Source organism: Pelosinus baikalensis (genome assembly GCF_020819555.1).
GTDB classification, from domain to species: Bacteria; Bacillota; Negativicutes; order DSM-13327; family DSM-13327; genus Pelosinus; species Pelosinus baikalensis.
In genome coordinates, this window is the sequence record NZ_JAJHJB010000004.1 from 30,222 (window position 1) to 50,613 (window position 20,392).

Consider the following 20,392-nt stretch of genomic DNA (forward strand, 5'->3'; position numbering starts at 1 on the left):
AATATGATACGAGGTGATACTTGGAGTTGAGTTTCGCTATGGTTGATTTTAGTAAGAATTAATCTCATAGAAAAGCAGCATCTCCCTTGTAAAAAAACAAGGGAGATGCTGCTTTTTTTAATACTTAGGCCAATTTCTTTATACTTTTCTTGGCTAAAGCAATGAATGTGTGCACAAGTGGAGACGTTTCATCATTTCGCCATGCTAAAGCTGTTTTAAGAGTTGACACTGAATTTTTTAATTGGCGATAAGTAATACCTCTTACCCGGAGATTTTGGATTGAATCGGGCACTAGTGCAACTCCCATTCCGGCAGCAACAAGTGATATGGATGTATGTAGTTCATGCACCTCCTGCGTAATATTGGGGCTAAAACCAGCATTATGACAAATATTTATTATAGTATCGTAGTAAATTTGTCCCGAGTTTCTTGGAATCATTATGAATAACTCTTTTGAAAACTCTTGTACCTCAATTGGACCTGATTTTGAGGCTAAGGGATGGTTTCTGGGCATGGCAATAATGAATGGTTCCTGGTGAATAACCTCAAAATTTAATTGAGAGTTTTTGATAGGGGCACAGAGTATGCCAATATTAATTTCACCGTTCAGTAATGATTGAATTTGATCTGTAGTGCTCAATTGAAGTACCGAAATGTCAACGAATGGAAATTCACTTCGATAAGGCTGTAATAGCTTTGGCAGAATATCATAAGTAGCTGTTCCAGTAAATCCTACTACAATATTACCAATCTCTCCCTTCTGTGCCCTTTGTGCAGAATCACATGTTTTATCGAGGTCAATAAGGATTTTGTATACATTCTTGAGAAAATTCTTTCCGGCAGCTGTTAGTTCAACTTGACGTTTAGTTCGCTGAAATAACTGGACACCTAATTCGCTTTCTAATTGGCGAATTTGTTGACTAAGGGGGGGCTGTGCCATATTTAAGCGTTCAGCGGCCCGGGTAAAATGTAATTCTTCTGCAACAGCTACAAAATATCTTAAGTGGCGCAACTCCATAGAAGATCTCCTTGTTTTATATTAATAAAGTATAAGTCTATTATAGATTAAGTATTGGACGCAGTTTGTCAGTTTTTGTATACTACTTCCATGAATACAAAAAAATACCATATTGAAATGGGGGAACCATTTATGTGTGAAGTCTCTAATGAGATAATTTCCGCCAAAGGGAAAGATATACCGATATTATTAGCAAAAAAAGACGACGATCACATTGAGATTAGATATATGAAACTCTGTGAGGCCGTTGATGTAGTGCGTCTCATATATCAATGTTATGGATATACATATTTTTATGAGAATTTTTATTACCCTGAGCATATCGCTGAATACAACGAGCGGGGTGTAATGAGATCATTAGTGGCCGTAAATAAGAACGGTGAAATAATTGGTCATATGACTTTATTCAGAAATGAAATCATTGGTAATATTGCACGAACTGGTACTAAAGAAGAATGTAAACTTGGTGAACCATCAATGGTAATGGTAAGACCTGACTATAGAAATATGAATATATTTAGCAGAATGATGAATCGGGTAATGAAAGAGGATCTTTCGTACACGAAAAATCTTTCTGGTTTATTTTCTCCACCAATTTCTGAGCATATATATTCACAATTAGCAATGTATAAATGTGGTTTTAAAGATTGTGGATGCTTACTAGGAAATTACCCTCCAGCGGAAATAAAAGATATATCAAATAAACAATCGCAAAGGATAAGCTTAGTTTTAACGTACTATTCATTGCAGAATCGAAAAAATAAGATTATTTATCCTCCGAGTCAGCATAGAAAAATGATTTTAGATATTTATGGAAATTTAGGTGCGGTCCCGAATTGGGAAGAACCACAGTGTCATTATGATGATCAAAGTTATAAAGAAACTTCTTTGATAAAAGCGAAAATTGTTCCAAAACTTAATAACGCAAGTATAAAAGTAAGCAGATATGGTGCTGATATTGTGGAATGTGTGAAAAAAAAGATGAAGGAAATGCTGGCAAAGAATACGGAAGCCATACTTCTCTATTTAAGTCTAAATGATCCGTTAACATATAAATTTGCTGAACAGTTTGAACAAATGGGATTTTTTTTCGCGGGTGTTTTGCCAGCTATGTCTATTGGCGATGCTTTAATTTTACAATATCTTAATGCAAGTAATTTTGATTATAACAAGGTTCAAATCGCTTCTAAAAATGCGAAAGAAATATTGGATTATGTTAGAAAATGTGAACTTAAAGCAAGACATATGATTAGGTTAGTTGGCTAGTTTAATCTGCTACGCAAGCCTATGATGCAAACCGGTATGGAAAATATTAAAGAAAGTTTTCCTAGTGCAAGCATTGGCTTGTAAATAAAAAATAGAGAAATTAACTAGACATTATACTAAGGAGGTGATTTTTTTAAAAGCTTATGAAGCACCAATTAATTAAACTGTAAATCTTTCTATTGGTAATGATCTAATTGCGAACATGGGATTCTCATCCGTAGGGAGAGTAGAGTTTAAAAAATGTCAGTACAAAGAAAGGGTGGTTTACATGTTAAAAAGTGAGGTTCTTAAATGCTTTACAACGCCGCTGACGGGGCCAGCTTTCCCCAAAACTACTTATAGGTTTAACAATCGGGAGTATCTTAATATCGTTTATCGCACCGATTTAGCGGCTCTGCGCCAGGTGGTTCCAGAACCATTAGAAATTATAGACCCATTAGTACGATTTGAAATGATGCGTATGCCAGATGTGACTGGTTTGGGTTCTTACACTGAAAGCGGTCAGGTTATACCAGTGCGGTTTAATGGAGAGGAAGGTGACTATTTGCATGCTATGTATTTGGATAATCTTCCCGCCATTGCATTTGGGAGAGAAGTGAGTGCTTTTCCCAAATTATTAGCAACACCCAAATTATATGTGGACAATGACACGTTAGTGGGCACTCTTGATTATGGTTCACTACGAGTAGCCACTGCAACAATGGGATATAAGCATTTTCCAATTGAGCAAACAGAGGCCTTCGCGGAAATTGGCAGACCTACTTTTATGATAAAAATAATGCGGGGGTACACTGGTGAACCAAAAGTCTGCGAGCTTGTCCGCACACAGACTACGGATATCACTATACATGGTGCATGGACAGGTCCTGCACGACTGCAGTTATTTGCCCACGCCCTTGCGCCATTGGCAGACTTGCCAGTGTTAGAGGTTGTTGGTGCATCTCATATTCTAACAGATTTAACATTAGCACCTGTAAAAATGGTCTATGACTACTTGGCAGAAGGAAAATAAATGCGAAAATGCACACAATATTAGAATTATAGAATATATGTTGTAAAAATCTTTGAGACGTAACAATAAGAGGGGGCTTTGTCGGTTTTATTTGGTACCAATAATGCCAAATGAATCCTTATGAATCTCCAAATCAAGGAGGCTAGGTATGAAAAATAAACAATTAAATATTCAACAAGCAAGCGAGTACTTTAAAGACGGCATGACAGTAATGGTTGGAGGTTTTCTAGCGGTTGGCACACCTGAAAGGCTGGTTCATGCCATTGTTGACAGAGGGGTTAAGGATATTACCTTAATTACAAATGACACTGCTGTACCGGATAAAGGGGTGGGACAACTCATTGTCAATCGGCAGGTGAAAAAAGTTGTTGCTTCTCATATTGGCACCAATCCTGAAACAGGTAAGCAAATGATTGCCAAGGAATTGGAGGTGGAACTTGTACCACAAGGAACACTGGCAGAAAGAATTCGCTGCGGAGGATCAGGATTAGGTGGTGTGCTTACTCTCACTGGTGTAGGTACTATTGTGGAAGAAAATAAACGGAAAATTAGTGTTGATGGTAAGATATATCTTTTGGAGAAACCACTACACGCTGATGTAGCTTTGATAAAAGCAAGGAAAGCAGATACAGCGGGGAATTTAATTTACGATAAAGCAGCACGTAATTTCAATCCTATAATGGCGATGGCTGCAGATGTTGTAATTGTTGAAGTGGATGAACTGGTTGAAGTTGGTGAAATTGTGCCTGATGAAGTTATGACTGCTGGTGTGTTAGTAGATAAGATTATTTGTGTGGAGGGTTGCTAAATATGAAAGCAAAAGAGATGATTGCAAGACGCGCAGCTGTGGAACTAAAAGATGGTGATGTTGTTAATCTGGGAATTGGTCTGCCGACCATGGTGGCAAATTATCTGCCTAAAGGTATAGATGTAATGCTGGAATCTGAGAATGGCTTTATCGGTTTGGGATCTGTCGGAGAAAGCACGGATTCCAATCTTGTAAATGCTGGTGGTCAGCTGTGTGGTATTATTCCTGGTGGGGCTATGTTTGACAGTGCAATGTCGTTTTCCCTTATTCGCGGCGGGCATGTAGATGTTACTGTGCTTGGCGGTTTGCAGACAGACCAGAAAGGCAATCTGGCCAATTGGATGGTTCCGGGGAAAATGGTACCTGGCATGGGGGGAGCTATGGATTTAGTGATAGGTGCAAAGAAGGTTATTGTTGCAATGGAACATTGTGCCAAAGATGGTTCTGCAAAAATTTTGAAGATCTGCAATTTGCCGCTCACCGGAAAAGGTGTTGTTGATTTAATTGTTACCGAACTCGGCGTATTCCGTGTGACCGAAAAAGGTCTTTTATTGACGGAGATTGCTCCTGGCGTTACCGTTGAAACAGTGAAAGGTAAAACAGAAGCTGATTTAATTATTAGTAACAATTTAATATCCATGAAAAATGTCTCATAAAATAAGGGGGAGGACTTGACAAGAGTCTTATCATTAAGCAGCCCTATTTGACAAATACCAAGCTAGAATTTACTTAACAGGGTCTACTAAGTATAAGAATGATCCTCTTTTGATTCCAGAACCCAATAGAGGGGGCCATTGTTATTCTTATGGAAAAATACTTGATTAATAAATTATTAGAAGATTGAAAGTGAAAATATTAACACAAGTATATAACTTATGGAGGTAATTACAATGCGAGAAGTAGTTATTGCAAGTGCAGTACGTACTGCTATTGGTAGTTTTAACGGTGTGCTGGCGCCTTTTTCTGCTAGTGAATTGGGAGCAGCAGTAATAAAAGAAGCTGTATCCCGTGCCGGCATAAAACCAGAAAATATTGAAGAAGTAATCTTTGGAAATTCAGTGCAGGCCGGTCAAGGACCAAATCCCGCTCGTCAGTCAGCCATCAAGGCAGGCTTACCAGTAGAAGTAACGTCCTTTACTGTTAACAAATTGTGTGGTTCAGGTCTGAAATGTGTTAACCTTGCAGCGCAGGCAATTATGGCTGGAGATGCTGAGATTATTGTTGCAGGCGGTATGGAAAGTATGACGAATGCACCTTATCTTCTGGAAAACAAGTCTAGGTGGGGTTATCGTATGGGGCATGGTCAAGTTCTTGATAGTCTGTTACAGGATGCTTTGTTGTGCGCATTTAATAACTATCATATGGGCGTAACTGCTGAAAATGTTGCTGAGAGATATGGAATTACTCGTGAAGAACAAGATCAGATGGCTGTTGAATCACAGAAAAAAGCTGCTGTAGCAATTAAAAGTGGTGCTTTCAAAAAAGAACTTTTGCCGCTTGTTATAAAAACTAAAAAAGGTGAAGTAATTGTTGATACTGATGAATTTCCTCGTGCAGAAACTACCATAGAAGGATTAGCCAAGCTAAAGCCTGCATTCAAGAAAGACGGAACTGTTACTGCTGGTAACGCTTCAGGAGTTAATGATGGTGCTGCAGCTTTAGTAATGATGTCAGCCGAAAAAGCCAAAGAACTTGGCATTAAACCAATGGCTCGTATTCGTTCTTATGCTTCTGGAGGGGTTGATCCAAGTGTTATGGGCTTGGGACCTATATCTGCTACTCGTAAGGCATTGACTAAAGCTGGTCTTAGTATCAATGATATGGATTTAATTGAAGCTAATGAAGCATTTGCTGCACAGTTTCTGGCAGTCGGTAAGGAACTTGAATTTGCCAAGGAAAAAGTAAATATCCATGGGGGGGCAGTTGCTCTTGGACATCCGTTAGGCGCTAGCGGTGCACGTATTCTAGTAACACTGCTGCACGCCATGGAGCAAAGAAATGCTAAGCTTGGTTTGGCTACTTTGTGCATAGGTGGCGGTCAAGGCGTAGCAACTATTGTTGAAAGAATGTAAGCTTTAAATATAAAAGTGTTGTGGACAAGAAATGTAAATATATAGTAGAATGAAGCATAACAACTGACTAGTAAATTTGCTAGAGGCTGTATTCCATAATTTCGGAACACAGCCTCTTTATATACGTTAATGTAGGATGAACATAAAAGCACAAAATACGTTAAGCAGTCAAGCTTGATGGTTTAAGGAACTATTAATGCGAAATTTAATCTACCGACATCTGATATAATAAAGGAGAGAGTTATTTGGAGGATACAATTTTAATACGAGAAATGAGTATTGAGGATTACGAACAAGTAGTAAGGCTTTGGTCAAGCATTGAAGGTATAGGATTAAGTGATGCAGATACTCAAGTAAATATAAGTAAGTTTTTAAAACGAAATGTTGGTTTGAGTTTTGTCGCTGAAGACGACGGGCAACAGATTGTCGGTGCCATATTATGTGGACATGATGGGAGAAGAGGATATCTTCATCACTTAGCTGTGAGCCCTATTTGCAGGAAGAAAGGAATTGCAAGCAGATTAGTCAAAAATTGCTTTGCAAAGCTTAAAGAAGAAGGTATAAGTAAATGTCATTTATTTGTGTTTTCGAATAACCAGCAAGGTATGAATTTCTGGAAGCAGATCAAATTTCATAAAAGGAAGGATTTGAATATTTTTTCAAAGGACATAGAATAATCTATCTATTTTGGAAAAATGAGCACAAAAATAGATACTTATGATGAACATAGAAGACTACAGCAACATTAAAGTAAAGTTACAAGTCTAAGAGAACAACAAATATATAATAAAGGAGTGTTTCCATGTGGAAATAAGCAATATATATTTTTTTATTTCTATATCGTTTATTCTACTGATATCACCCGGGCCAAATACGATATATGTTGTTACCAAGGGGATGACCGAGGGACGTAAAGCAGCATTTAAGGCAGTATTGGGGGCATCAGCGGGAGATATGGTTCAAGTATTGGCAGCTTCTTTAGGCTTAGCAGTACTATTACAGGTGTCATCGTTGGCGTTTTTCATCATAAAAATACCTGGTGCAATGTTTGTTATTATGGGCTTTTTTGTAATGATCGCTTATGCTGTAGTCCCGAGAAACTACGTTGCTGGATCTCAAAAAATGAAAGAATACAGGCCTATTTAAATTGGATAACAGGGATAATCTTTATCGGTTTTGGATTGCGGGTGGCTTTTTCGGAACGGAGATAGTCATAACTAATGATGAAAGTTAGGATGAAAAAGTATGAGAATTGGCTTAGTAAGACATTTTGAAGTTAATTGTTTTCATAAATATTTATTATCAAGTGATGAATTTGAAAAATGGGTAAAAGAATATGATTGTTCGCCAATTAGAGTAGTAGATACAGTAGTGGATACGTATAAGTGGGAGAAATGTTATTGCAGTGATTTGCCGCGAGCAATTGATACAGCTAAGTATATATACAAAGGAAATATACTTAAATCTTCATTAATTCGCGAAGTACCTATAATGCCGGTTTTTAATTCTAAAATAAAACTACCTCATGTATTTTGGTTAATTGCAGGAAGAATAGCATGGTTCTTATCACATCCGTCTCAGACAGAGTTAATCGAGCAGACTAAAGATAAGGTAGAACAGTTTGTTTCCGAAATTATTGCAGAAGCTGAGGCAAGCGTACTTGTAGTAACACATGGATTTTTAATGATACAGCTTCAAAAGGAGTTGAAGAATAGAGGCTTTTTGGGTGATCATTTCAGAAATGCAGAATGCGGAAAAATATATCTATTTGAAAATTAAGAGATAGTACAAATAAGAAAGAAGTTTTATAAAGAGCTTTGTGCCACTAAGAAAAGTAGGGGGAGAGTTCAATCTTTGGAGTGGGCTCAGCATTTTAGAAAAAGAACCACTTCTTTTTGAAGTTGAGGATAGGACGTCAAATAGTATATAAATCACTTGATTCTATAGATTAAACCAGTATAAATAGGTTATAATTATTCTAGGTATCTATAGTATAAAGAAGGAAAATCAAAAAAATCTAGAAATTAGGAAATAAGACTAAAGATCTAGAATGATAAAGGTATGGAGAATTATATGAAACAAACGATATCTGATATAGCAAAACTGGCAGGAGTTTCAAAAAGTACGGTTTCCAGACATTTAAATGGTGGTTATGTTAGTGTTGAAGCAAAAGAAAGAATAGAGCAAGTAATCAAGGAAACTGGATATGAGCCTAATACCTTTGCCCAAAATTTAAAATTAAAAACATCAAATTTTATTGGTGTTATCATCCCTAGGTTGGATTCCTATGCCACTGCTAGAATTCTTATTGGAGTTGATGAGAAATTAAAACAAAATAATTATCAAATGTTAATAGCAAATACCAGTCAAAATAAAGATAGAGAAGTAGAAAGTCTATATAGTTTTGCGAATCAGAAGGTGGCTGGTATCATTCTTTTAGCCACAGAGATAACAGAAAAACATCAAACTGCTATTGATAATATAAAAATACCAATTATCATAATGGGACAGGAACATTGCAAATATAATTGTATAGTATACGATGATTTTAATGCCGCCTATGAATTGGCTCAATATGTAATCGATATGGGGCATAAAAAAATTGCTTATTTGGGAGTACCGGAATATGATGTATCTGTAGGAGTGAAGAGAAAGGCTGGCTTTAAGAAAGCGGTAAATGAAGGAAGAAACATGGATATTTCTTATCATGTTACCAGCTTTGCCATCGAGGATGCCGTAAATATGTCCAATAGTATAATTAAAGATGAAAAGCCTTCTCTTATATTTTGTGCGACAGATAATATTGCACTAGGTACAATAGGTAGCATCTATTCTAATCATTTACAGGTTCCAGCAGATATTTCAGTTGTGGGTTTTGGCGGATACAAAGTATCTGAAATCATATACCCAGGATTGACAACGGTCAGATTTGACTATAACAATACAGGAACGATTGCTGGCGAAAATATAATAAAGCTTATTAAAGGGGAATTTATAAATAAGTTGATAATTTCTAATTATCAAATAATTAAGAAAAAAAGCGTTGACAAATTGGAATAGAGTTAATTATAATAAGAATATGGAACCGTTCCCTTATATGCAACGATAAGTTGTAAGGACTTATTATTTTTTTATACCATATGGAATCGTTCCCACAAACGAGTAGGGGGGCTGAAGAGATGGATTATGCAAAGATAGCGCAAGAGGTTGTGGAAGCAGTTGGTGGAAAAGAAAATATTGTCGCTGCGGCACATTGTGCAACTCGTTTACGCCTTGTCCTAAAAGATGAAGGTAACGTCAACCAGGGGAAACTAGACAATATGGATGCCGTAAAAGGAACGTTCTCAACTGGTGGACAATACCAAGTTATTTTAGGACCGGGAATTGTAAATCAAGTTTACAAGGAATTTACCGCTGTTACTGGAATAATGGAAATGTCGACGGAAGATGTAAAAGATGCAGGGGCGAAAAACTTGAATCTTTTTCAACAATTTGTAAAAGTGCTATCGGATATTTTTGTGCCTATTATTCCAGCTATTGTTGCAGGTGGCTTATTAATAGGACTCAATAACATTTTTACTGCTCCTAGCTTAGTCATTGCGGGTAAGTCATTGGTTGAAGCATATCCTCAAGCGAAGGATTTAGCTGCTATGATAAATACTTTTGCAAACGCTGCGTTTGTGTTCTTGCCAATACTAATTGGATTCTCAGCTGCCAAGCGTTTTGGTGGAAATCCATTTTTGGGAGCAACGTTGGGAATGATAATGGTTCATCCCGATTTGCTAAATGGATGGAATTATGGTAGCTCTTTAGCAAAAGGTGAAATTCCAGCGTGGAATATTTTTGGATTTGCAATTGAAAAGGTAGGTTATCAGGGAACAGTGATACCTGTTTTGGCTGCATCTTTCATAATGGCTAAAATCGAACAATCTCTACGAAAAATAATGCCGTCTGCATTAGATAACTTGTTAACTCCTTTATTAACAGTTTTTATTACAGGAATACTGACGTTTACAGTAGTTGGTCCTATAACACGTTCGGTAGGAAATTTATTAACAGAGGTTCTTGTTTGGTTGTATACTACTGGTGGATTTATTGGTGGTGGGGTCTTTGGGTTGCTTTATGCACCTATCGTCATTACAGGTATGCATCATAGTTTTATTGCAGTAGAGACTCAACTTTTGGCAAACATTACGAAAACAGGTGGAACTTTTATTTTTCCAATTGCTGCCATGTCAAATGTGGCACAAGGAGCAGCGACATTGGCAGTCTTTTTTGTTACTCAAAATTCGAAAATGAAGAGTATTGCTTCTGCGGCTGGTATCTCTGCTGTGCTGGGGATTACGGAGCCTGCTATGTTCGGTGTTAATTTGAAATTGAAATATCCTTTTATTGCTGCTATTATGGGATCCGCGATAGCTTCAGCATATATTACTTTCTATAAAACCTTAGCCATTGCCCTTGGAGCAGCAGGGGTGCCAGGCATTATTTCGATTCGATCGGACAGTGTCTTGCACTATATGATTGGTATGATAATTTCTTTTATAGTGGCATTTGGATTGACGATAGTCCTTTCTAAAAAATATGAAAATGTGAAATAAGGAAGATGAAGATTATAAAAATAATATTGAGCTTTCTTAGTCTAGGGGGTACGTAATTGAAACAGTTTAAATTTAATAAATATACTACGATATTAGAAGTACAAAAAGAACAATTAGAGGAATTAATACGGTTTTCAAAAAATGATCCTTGGAAGCCTATTTTTCATATACATCCGGAATGTGGACTCTTAAATGATCCTAACGGACTTTCGTATTTTAATAAGGAATATCATGTATTTTATCAATGGTTTCCATTTGGGTCTATACACGGAATAAAACATTGGGCACATGTTAAATCAAAAGATTTAGTTCATTGGGAGAGAATGCCTGTTGCCATCATTCCTACAGAAGAATATGAAGTACATGGTGCCTATTCAGGTAGTGCGATTGTAAAAAATGATGAATTACTTCTTTTTTATACTGGCAACATTAAATATTCTGAGGAAACGAGAACGGCGAATCAATGCTTAGCCATAATGAATAAGAAGTATAAAATTTCAAAATCACTTGTTAATCCTGTCATAACAGGGATACCGGAAGGTTATACCGGACATGTTAGAGATCCTAAGGTTTGGGAAGATTCAGGAAAATACTACATGATGTTGGGGGCACAAAGGAAAAATCTAACTGGGACATTAATTATTTATGAATCTAATAACGCCATTGATTGGAATTTCAAAGGGGAATTAAAAACTTCATTGGTGAATTTTGGATATATGTGGGAATGCCCTGATTTCTTTAAGTTACAGGGTAAAGATATTTTAGTTTTTTCTCCTCAAGGAATGGAGAAAAATGGGCATGATTATCAAAATCTTGATAATGTTATCTATGCTGTTGGAACATTAGATATAAATGAACTAACCTTTGATATTGAATATACTAGCGAGTTAGATAAAGGATTCGATTTCTATGTACCACAAACTTTCCAGGATGCTTTAGGTAGAAGGATCATGTTTGGATGGGCGGGAATGCCAGAAATCCAATATCCATCGGATATAAACCAATGGGCCCATTGTTTAACGGTGCCAAGAGAATTAATTTTAGAAGACAACGTGCTTAAGCAAAAACCTGTTAGAGAGCTAGAGACGTTAAGAAATGATCATAAAAATATACAGGGAATGTTAGATGACAATCTGGTAGAGATGGAAAACGATAGTAATAGCTATGAATTAGACCTGGAATTTACTGCAATTCAGAGTTCTGAGATTCAATTAACGTTATTTAAATCAGAGGGAGAAGCCTTTATTATATGTTTTGATCTTAAAAAAAATGTAGTTTCTATTGATAGACAAAACTTTGTGAATAGTGTAGGCAAGGAATATGGATATGTAAGGACTGGAGAACTAAAGATAGGTGAGAAAATTACCGCTCGAATTTTTGTTGATAAGAGCATAGTAGAGATTTTTCTCAATAATGGTGACTTAGTATTTACATCAAGGATATTCCCTAAGGAAACAATAACAAGAATCGAAATATCTGCCACTGGGACCCTTACTTATCATGTTGATAAGTATAATTTGACAAGAGGGATATAGGCTTAGCAGCAATTCTCGAAATGGCTGAAATAAGGTCTTGTTGTGCATAGAGTTCTAAAAGGAGGTGTAAGATGATAAATGCCTTTAAAAAGTTGTTCAATAGAGGGGCTGCGGTAGCAAAAGAGATCCAATTGGTGTCACCTTTAAGTGGTTCTATCCTTCCATTGAATGAACTTGCAGATCCGGCGTTTCAATTATTAGGGGAAGGAATTGCTATTCGTCCTGCAGCGGGCGAGGTCGTGTCACCTGCGGCTGGGGAAGTGCTATTCATATCTCCTACAAAACATGCTATTGGTATTTGTACGGAAGAAGGAGCAGAAGTTCTGATTCATGTTGGAATTGATACTGTAAATATGGATGGGGAGGGGTTTGTTAGCCATGTGAAGGAAGGAGACAAGGTTATACCGGGGCAGAAACTATTGACTTTTTCGCTTGAATTAGTAGAAAAGAAGGCTAAAAGTATTTTGACTCCGGTGATTATCACGAATCCCAAAGATTTTAGCCGTGTAGTGCTAGCTCAGAAAGAGTATGTTCAGCTTGGAGAAACAATACTGTTTACTCTAGTCTAGTGTTAAGGGTGGAATGAGGGAGTGAGAATTCAAAAGGTATTAAATAATAATAATGTAGTTATTGTCCGTGAAGATGGTCAGGAGATTATTGCTAGGGGTAAGGGGTTAGGGTATCAAAAGAAAGCAAACGATTTAGTAAATTCCGATTTAATTGAAAAGGTATTTGTGCTGGCTGAGAAGGAATATAGCTCTTTTGAACAGATGGTTAAAAGGATGCCTGCAGAACTTATTCATGTTGCAGAGGAAATTATCAGTTATGCAGAACGGCAATTACAGACTAGATTAAATGATCATATCCGTATCGCTTTGACGGATCATCTCTCTTTTGCTATAGAGAGGCTTAAAGTTGGTGTAATTGTTCATAATAAACTCTTGCCTGAAATACGCCTTTTATACCCTAGGGAATATGAAATTGGCTGCTGGGCTTCAAAGAAAATAGCGCAGCGTTTAGGAATTATTATGCCAGAAGATGAGGCTGGCTATATTGCGCTTCATATTCATACTGCTAAAATAAGCCAAATGGATATGGGTATGACGATGAATGTTCCTACTATGATCAAAGAAATAGTAGGAATTATTGAACAGCAGTTAGGTATTGATTTAGAGAAAACTAGTATGGCCTATCAGCGACTTTTGACTCATATGCGTTTTGCTTTGCAGCGTCTGGTGACAGGTAAAGATATATATGATATTGATCCCGATCTATTGGATATGATTAGGATAAAATGTAAGGCTGAATTTTGTTGTGCTCAGGTTATTGCCCGATTTATCCGTCAGGAGTATGAATATGAGCTTCCGGATAACGAATTAGGATATATTGCGCTTCATATCCGCCGTATTTGTCAGTCTTGAGAATTTTAAGAATATTTTTGACAATAGCAAAGAATCGTTTACTGCAATAAATAAAAAGTATATCGTGGGATTGTTACTGAATTATTAGGCAAGACCCAAAAACAGTGGAAGATATCTTCATTGTTTTTGGGTCTTTTTATATACTTATCAGTTATGAATAAAATAAAAAAGGGAGGTACATTTTTATGGAAGTAAGACAAATCGCCAAGGAATTATTACATTATCTGGGGGGAGCTAGTAATTTGGAAAGTGCTGCCCATTGTGCTACGCGTCTGCGGTTAGTAGTAAAAGATATGGATAAGGTGGATGTTAAGGCTATTGAAGCAGTAGAAGATGTGAAAGGAACATTTTCCGCTGACGGGCAGTTTCAAATTATTTTAGGTAGTGGGTTAGTTAATAAAGTATACAGCCATATGCTGAAAGAGGGACAAATGGAGGCTGCCACTACTGGCGACGTAAAGCGAGCAGCCATGCAAAAGCTCAATCCGGTTCAGCGTCTTGCACGAACTTTATCTAATGTATTTGTGCCTATTATTCCGGCAATTGTGGCTAGCGGCTTGTTGATGGGACTTCTCAGTATGTGCAAAACATTTCATTGGGTTGAAGGAAATAGTGGTGTTTTTACTATATTGGATATGTTCTCCAATGCAGCATTCATATTTTTACCTGTACTTATTGCTTTTAGTGCTGCCAAAGAATTTGATGCCAATCCTTATTTAGCAGTTGCTTTAGGAGGCATTATGATTCATCCAGCCCTGCAAAATGCATGGACATTAGGGGACGGCATTGAAAAATCCATTGATATTTTTGGACTGAGTGTCGGTATGGTTGGCTATCAAGGCACCGTTTTACCGGTATTGCTGGCTGTATGGATTATGGGCATGATTGAACGCAACATTCGCAAAGTAGTTCCTGATTTCTTGGATATCATAGTGACTCCTTTTATTACAATCCTGGTAGCTGGTTTCATCACGCTGGTGGCTATTGGACCTTTTGGCCGTTTATTAGGAAGTGGTATTTCTAGCGCTCTCTCTTTAATTTATGATCATGGGGGAGCTGCGGCAGGTCTGATCTTTGGTGGTATATATTCTACTATCGTAATTACTGGTGTTCATCATAGTTTTTATGCTATTGAGGCCGAATTGATTAAAAATGCAGGAGTTAATTTTCTGTTGCCTATTTGGTCTATGGCCAATGTTGCTCAAGGTGGCGCGGCGGTAGCTGTATATTTCAAAACAAAGGATGAAAAAATTAAGTCAATTGCTATTCCGGCAGCAACTTCTTGTCTCCTTGGTATTACTGAAGCTGCAATTTTTGGAGTCAACCTGCGATTGGTACGTCCCTTTATTGCTGCTGCTATTGGTGGTGCTATAGGTGGCGCATACGTAGTATTTATGAAAGTTGGAATGACGGCGGTAGGCCTTACCGGTATTCCTGGTATTTCAATTATCCAGCCAACTGGTGTTATAAATTATATTATTGGTATGATTTTAGCATTCGGAGGAGCCTTTGCTATTACTTATTTATTAGGTTTCAAGAAAAGCGATAGTTCAAATAAAAATGATCATATGGAGGCTATATCAGATCAGCCTAAGGGAAAATTCAACTTGTGGAAATAGGCAGAAAACATTTACGCGATCTATTACTAAAGAGAACTGACAAGTAAGGAGGAGGTATCTTAGGTGCTCGCAGCAGTTCTTAATGTTAGTCAATAGATAGGAGTTTGTTGGTTAGGGAATGTTTAAGGAAATTTAGGAACTTAGATAGATCCCTCTCGAATTAGGCTCAGTAGTACAAGTGGAATAAAAACTAAGGAGCGATTTTATCATGAACAAAAAGTTAGTAGCTTCCCTGGCAGCAGCAATGGTACTTGGTCTAGTTGGCACTTCATTCGCTGCAAATCCTTTTGCTGATGTTCCTACAAAACACTGGTCTTATGATGCTGTTTCCAAATTGGCTGATGCTGGTATCGTTGAGGGCAATAGCGATGGCACCTTCAAAGGTGACAAAACCATCACCCGTTATGAAATGGCTCAAATCGTAGCAAGAGCTATTTTAAAAGAAGACAAGGCAAACAAAGAACAAAAAGTGTTGATCGAAAAACTAGCTGCCGAATACAAAGCTGAGTTGGATAACCTTGGCGTTCGCGTAGACACTTTAGAAACAAAAGCCGAAAAATTCACAATCAATCCTAGCACTTTGCGTTTAAGATTCGATACCCATAAAGATGATGGCGCTTCAAAAACAACTGACCAACATGTAAACTTGGACTTATTTTTTGGTTATAAAGTAAATGACAACTGGAGTATTCAGGGTGAAAGTGAATATCAAAGAGGATTAAGTAAATCCACTTTGAATACCTCTCTGACTGACCAGTTTGAACAACTTTATGTTACTGGACCTGTTGGCTGTGCTACGGTAAAAGCTGGGCGTTTCTCCTTGTATTCCCCATATGGCTTGATGTATGATGATAAACTTACTGGTGTGGAAGCAAAATTTGGTAAAGTAGTCAAAATAACGTTAGATGCTGGTAAATCTAATACTGTGGAAGAGGCGAAAAATATTTTTAGTGGAAGCTTGGAAATTTCAGGTAATAATGCTGCTGACATTACAGCAGTTACTGTAGAAGCCCCTTTGAGTCCTGTGACTAACGCTAAAGTAGCATACTACAGATATGCTAACGGTACCGATAATAATAATGGCTATATTATTGCTGATGGTACTAAATTTAACTACTATACAGTAAGCTTGGATACCAAATTTGCTAAAGATTTTACTTTAGTCGGCGCATATTCTAAATCGGACGCTGATTCTGCTGAATCAAATAAATCTTATTTAGCTAAAGTAACTTATAAAATGGCTAACTACAGTGTTCCCGGTTCCTATAATGTGTTTGCTTTTTATCGTCATAGCCCATCTGCTGCTCAGTTCAGCAATACTGATGACTGGGTTAATGATGTAAAAGGTTTCCGTGTAGGTACTAACTATGTGCTTGACAAGAATATTGGTCTGACTGCATGGTATAGTGATGGCAAGTATATTGCTACTGGTGAAAAAACTAAATGGTATCGTGCAGAATTTGACTTTAAGTTCTAATAGCAACAACAATGAATAAATTTGTTAAAAATAAGAAAATTTAATTGCTTACTAAGCAGAAAATAAAAAAATGCATTACTTAATTGCAGCGTTCGGCTGAAGTGGGTTTGGGCGAGGCGCAGGCATCCTAAAAAAACAAGACATTGGATCTATTGAACGGTATTGGATTGTACACAAGGGAAAACTTGTTTTTAAAGACAGGTTTTCCCTTGTTGAGTCACAAAGAGACTCCAATTCGGCGTCATATAAAAGTAAAAGCCACGCGTAGGCCGTTGTGCTGTTCTTAAACGATTTCCACTTTCTGTTTGCGCAAGGCATTAATAAATTTCGGTCCTACATGTAAATTACTTTGTACTAGTTCTGGAGGAGTCAATGCCATCCACTGGTTTAGCGACATGTCTGCATAGTGGGCAGAGCGAAATATCTCCAGGAACCATAGGCTGCATTCCCCTGTGTTTTGTACGTAGTGTCCATACGGGAAAGGGATATAACCTACATCGCCAGCACGGACATTGAAAGTACGATTATTACCATTCGCTGCGAATACCGACATGCGCCCCATGCCCGAGATGTAGTATTGCCATTCATCGTTGAAGTGCCAATGCATTTCTCGCATTCCGCCTGGTTTGACTTCTACCAAAGCTGCAGCAGTCGTAGTTGAAATAGGGAAGTTGGTGGAATCAACTATGCGTACCGTCCCATATGGATATATTAATGGTTCCTGTGCAAGTAACTGGTGTTTGAAAGTCTTTGGCACAGTACCGAAAGGGTCTGGTACCTTTTGACATTCTATTGGACAGGGGATATTGGATTGGTAAATATACCGCTGCTTTGCAGGGATGTTGGCAAAGGCACTTTGTGGTACGTTGAAGTTTGCCGAAAGTACGTCCTTAGGTGTATGGGCAAACCAATCGGAGATAGAGAAGGTATTAAGATCCGAGAAATTTCCATCGTTAAAGACGAGTAGAAATTCACAGCCATTTTCTAGTCCCTGGATTGTGTGAGGAATGCCCTCTGGGAAAAACCAAAGATCGCCAGGGAAAATGTCACCAATGAAATTTCGACCATCCTGGTCGACGGAGGTGACGCGAGCACTCCCTAATAGTACATAAGCCCATTCCGTTTGTGAATGCCAGTGCATTTCACGTACACCACCCGGTGTCAGGGCCATGTTTACCCCTGCAAGCGTGGTTGCAATCGGCAGTTCTCGAATCGTCACTTCTCGTGACCAGCCTCCGTGATTTAACGTCATATGGGCGTCGGAAAAAGAGAATTTTAAGTTGGGAATCAATCCTGCGTCTGTATCTGGTGGGATGAACATGTCTGGGTTTTCGAGGTCCCTCATGACATCCCGTGGACCCAGATCAAAGGCGCCAGCGCCATCATATCGAATTGGCTGCGGCTCATCTTCGCACATTGATTGCTTCCAAAATGTTTTATCCATCAAGCATCCTCCTTATTTGTTTCTTACTTGGTACTGCTAAAAAAAAGCATTATGTTATAAGTTATGTAAAAAATAAACAGGAGGAACCAATGGTAAGGCAATAGGACAAGGAGTATGATATATCAGAATAATGACGCGATATTGTTTAATGGGAAATCATATGCATCCATTATTAAAAATTGGTATAGAACTGTTAGAACAAGTGATGCGTCAATATGTAAAGTGAAAAATGTAGTAGATTTGCAGAAACTTGATATAGTAATAAGGAATTATATACTTGAAAGACCTAGAAGAAGAATATAGCTCATTCATTTGCAAAATTGAAACGTTACCAAAAAATATTCTTGAATGAAGGGTATAAATTAAAAAAATACATAAAAAAATAACTGCGATATTATTTCTGTTCTAAAATATTGCTGTTATTACTTTCACTTACACGACTTGTTTTGTTAGGAAATAATACTAAAAGAACAATAATTAGAAAATTAATAATATTTAGTATTGAAACTTTATTATGAATAGGTTAAAATAAAAATGAAACGTTTCCAAAATATATGGCATGATAAAGAAATCAGGTGGTGTATTTATTTGACGGAATTAGTAAAAATGGAAGGTATTTATAAAACCTTTCCTGGTGTTAAGGCCTTAACCAATGTAAGTTTTGATATCAGAAGTGGTGAAGTACATGCTATGTTAGGGGAAAATGGTGCTGGAAAGTCAACATTGATGAAAGTGCTGACAGGAGTATACTCCTGTGATTCGGGCAAGATCCATTTTAAGGGGCAAGAAGTTAGCATTCATCAACCTAAAGATGCTCAAAAGCTTGGAATTAGTATTATTCATCAGGAATTTAGTTTGTTTCCACATCTTAGCGTAGCAGAAAACATTTTTATCGGACGAGAACCTAGAAATAAAATACTTAACTTTGTAATAATGGAAAAAGATTTAAAAAAGAAAACAAAAGAGCTTCTTGCGACAATTCATCTAGATATTGATCCTGACACGTTAGTAAAAGATCTTAGCGTTGCGCAGCAGCAGATGGTTGAAATAGCACGGGTATTGTCAATGAATTCGGAAGTTATAGTTATGGATGAACCGACAGCAGCGCTTACAGAGCGAGAAGTTAAAGAATTGTTTAGAGTTATAAAACAACTTAAAGAAAGTGGAGTTGGCATAGTATACATATCTCACAGATTGGAAGAACTAAAGCATATCGCTGATCGGGTTACAGTAATGCGAGATGGACACTATATAAAAACTGTTGATTATGATGAATCATGTTTAGGTAATCTTATAGCAACTATGGTTGGCCGGAGTCTTGATGAGAAATTTCCTATGCATCACAATTTGACTGAGGGAAAAGTAATACTTGAAGTTAATCGGCTAGTTAGTACAGGTGTACTTAATATTCAGAAGTTTAAATTATACGAGGGAGAAATAGTAGGGATTTATGGATTGGTAGGAGCGGGGCGGACGGAATTTGCTAGAGCTTTGTTTGGTGCTGACAAGTCAGAAATAATGGAAATAAAAATACAGGGTAAAAAGGTTGTCATTAAAAATCCCAGAGATGCTATACGCCATGGTATAGGTTATTTAACTGAAGATAGGAAAAAAGATGGATTGGCTTTAGGATTATCAGTTGAAGATAATATTATTTTAGCGAACCTTCTGAATGTGTGTAAATTTGGTATTATAGATAGGAATAAAAGTAAAAAATTATCGAATCAATATATAGCAGATCTTAATATAAAGACACCGAACCTAGAGCAAAAAGCCAAGTTTTTAAGCGGTGGTAATCAGCAAAAAATTATAATAGCTAAATGGTTGTGTCGACAAGCTAAAGTTTTAATTTTTGATGAGCCGACAAGAGGAATCGACATAGGGGCTAAAATTGAAGTATATGAGCTTATGAATAAACTTGTAGTAGCAGGAGTAGGTGTCATTATGATTTCAAGTGAGTTGCCAGAAATATTGGGCATGAGTGATAGAATACTGGTTATGCGTGATGGGCGATTTACAGGCGAGGTCAACAGAAAAGATGCGACTCAAGAAAAATTGTTATATCATGCTGTTCAATAACGTTTTTATAAAAAGTGATAGGATCTGAAAGGGTGATAAT

General features: G+C 37.3%; 18 protein-coding genes. 16 read left to right on the top strand and 2 right to left on the bottom strand.

Annotated elements, in window-relative coordinates; genetic code table 11:
• Window positions 1-124 precede the first annotated feature (124 nt).
• A complete protein-coding gene (locus LMF89_RS04370) occupies window positions 125-1,018 on the bottom strand; it encodes a LysR family transcriptional regulator (protein ID WP_229534046.1) in 894 nt (297 codons plus the stop codon).
• Between the two features lie 132 nt (window positions 1,019-1,150).
• Between LMF89_RS04370 and LMF89_RS04375 the strand changes: the two genes are divergently transcribed.
• The 15 genes from LMF89_RS04375 (at window position 1,151) to LMF89_RS04445 (ending at window position 16,829) form a co-directional block, all read left to right on the top strand.
• Complete coding sequence (locus LMF89_RS04375; RefSeq protein WP_229534047.1) at window positions 1,151-2,284, top strand: GNAT family N-acetyltransferase; 1,134 nt, start codon at window positions 1,151-1,153, stop codon at window positions 2,282-2,284.
• A gap of 268 nt (window positions 2,285-2,552) precedes the next feature.
• Window positions 2,553-3,296, top strand: coding sequence for an acetoacetate decarboxylase (locus tag LMF89_RS04380; RefSeq protein WP_229534048.1), 744 nt, complete (start codon window positions 2,553-2,555; stop codon window positions 3,294-3,296).
• Window positions 3,297-3,444: 148 nt separating this feature from the next.
• On the top strand, window positions 3,445-4,104 hold the full coding sequence (gene atoD, locus LMF89_RS04385; protein ID WP_229534049.1) for an acetate CoA-transferase subunit alpha: 660 nt from the start codon (window positions 3,445-3,447) through the stop codon (window positions 4,102-4,104).
• 2 nt (window positions 4,105-4,106) lie between these two features.
• Window positions 4,107-4,760: a 3-oxoacid CoA-transferase subunit B gene (locus LMF89_RS04390; RefSeq protein ID WP_229534050.1), complete on the top strand. Its 654-nt coding sequence runs from the start codon at window positions 4,107-4,109 to the stop codon at window positions 4,758-4,760.
• A gap of 234 nt (window positions 4,761-4,994) precedes the next feature.
• The gene (locus LMF89_RS04395) at window positions 4,995-6,176 is read left to right on the top strand and encodes an acetyl-CoA C-acetyltransferase (RefSeq protein WP_229534051.1); all 1,182 of its coding nucleotides are present in this window, start codon (window positions 4,995-4,997) and stop codon (window positions 6,174-6,176) included.
• A gap of 245 nt (window positions 6,177-6,421) precedes the next feature.
• Window positions 6,422-6,853, top strand: a complete 432-nt coding sequence (locus tag LMF89_RS04400) for a GNAT family N-acetyltransferase (protein ID WP_229534052.1) — start codon at window positions 6,422-6,424, stop codon at window positions 6,851-6,853.
• 127 nt (window positions 6,854-6,980) lie between these two features.
• On the top strand, window positions 6,981-7,322 hold the full coding sequence (locus LMF89_RS04405; RefSeq protein ID WP_229534053.1) for a LysE family translocator: 342 nt from the start codon (window positions 6,981-6,983) through the stop codon (window positions 7,320-7,322).
• 99 nt (window positions 7,323-7,421) lie between these two features.
• Complete coding sequence (locus LMF89_RS04410; RefSeq protein ID WP_229534054.1) at window positions 7,422-7,955, top strand: histidine phosphatase family protein; 534 nt, start codon at window positions 7,422-7,424, stop codon at window positions 7,953-7,955.
• 294 nt (window positions 7,956-8,249) lie between these two features.
• Window positions 8,250-9,236, top strand: a complete 987-nt coding sequence (locus tag LMF89_RS04415; RefSeq protein WP_229534055.1) for a LacI family DNA-binding transcriptional regulator — start codon at window positions 8,250-8,252, stop codon at window positions 9,234-9,236.
• A 119-nt stretch (window positions 9,237-9,355) separates the two neighbouring features.
• The gene (locus LMF89_RS04420) at window positions 9,356-10,777 is read left to right on the top strand and encodes a sucrose-specific PTS transporter subunit IIBC (RefSeq protein WP_229534056.1); all 1,422 of its coding nucleotides are present in this window, start codon (window positions 9,356-9,358) and stop codon (window positions 10,775-10,777) included.
• Window positions 10,778-10,833: 56 nt separating this feature from the next.
• Window positions 10,834-12,312 (top strand): glycoside hydrolase family 32 protein, encoded by a 1,479-nt coding sequence (locus tag LMF89_RS04425; protein WP_229534057.1) that lies wholly within the window; start codon window positions 10,834-10,836, stop codon window positions 12,310-12,312.
• Between the two features lie 71 nt (window positions 12,313-12,383).
• On the top strand, window positions 12,384-12,881 hold the full coding sequence (locus tag LMF89_RS04430) for a PTS sugar transporter subunit IIA (protein WP_229534058.1): 498 nt from the start codon (window positions 12,384-12,386) through the stop codon (window positions 12,879-12,881).
• A 21-nt stretch (window positions 12,882-12,902) separates the two neighbouring features.
• A complete protein-coding gene (locus tag LMF89_RS26140) occupies window positions 12,903-13,733 on the top strand; it encodes a PRD domain-containing protein (RefSeq protein WP_229534059.1) in 831 nt (276 codons plus the stop codon).
• Window positions 13,734-13,918: 185 nt separating this feature from the next.
• Window positions 13,919-15,352 (top strand): sucrose-specific PTS transporter subunit IIBC, encoded by a 1,434-nt coding sequence (locus LMF89_RS04440; protein ID WP_229534060.1) that lies wholly within the window; start codon window positions 13,919-13,921, stop codon window positions 15,350-15,352.
• 208 nt (window positions 15,353-15,560) lie between these two features.
• Window positions 15,561-16,829, top strand: coding sequence for an S-layer homology domain-containing protein (locus tag LMF89_RS04445; RefSeq protein WP_229534061.1), 1,269 nt, complete (start codon window positions 15,561-15,563; stop codon window positions 16,827-16,829).
• Between the two features lie 283 nt (window positions 16,830-17,112).
• Here LMF89_RS04445 and LMF89_RS04450 read toward each other — a convergent pair whose 3' ends face one another.
• The gene (locus LMF89_RS04450) at window positions 17,113-18,273 is read right to left on the bottom strand and encodes a cupin domain-containing protein (protein ID WP_229534062.1); all 1,161 of its coding nucleotides are present in this window, start codon (window positions 18,271-18,273) and stop codon (window positions 17,113-17,115) included.
• A 588-nt stretch (window positions 18,274-18,861) separates the two neighbouring features.
• Between LMF89_RS04450 and LMF89_RS04455 the strand changes: the two genes are divergently transcribed.
• Window positions 18,862-20,352: a sugar ABC transporter ATP-binding protein gene (locus tag LMF89_RS04455; RefSeq protein WP_229534063.1), complete on the top strand. Its 1,491-nt coding sequence runs from the start codon at window positions 18,862-18,864 to the stop codon at window positions 20,350-20,352.
• Window positions 20,353-20,392 lie beyond the last annotated feature (40 nt).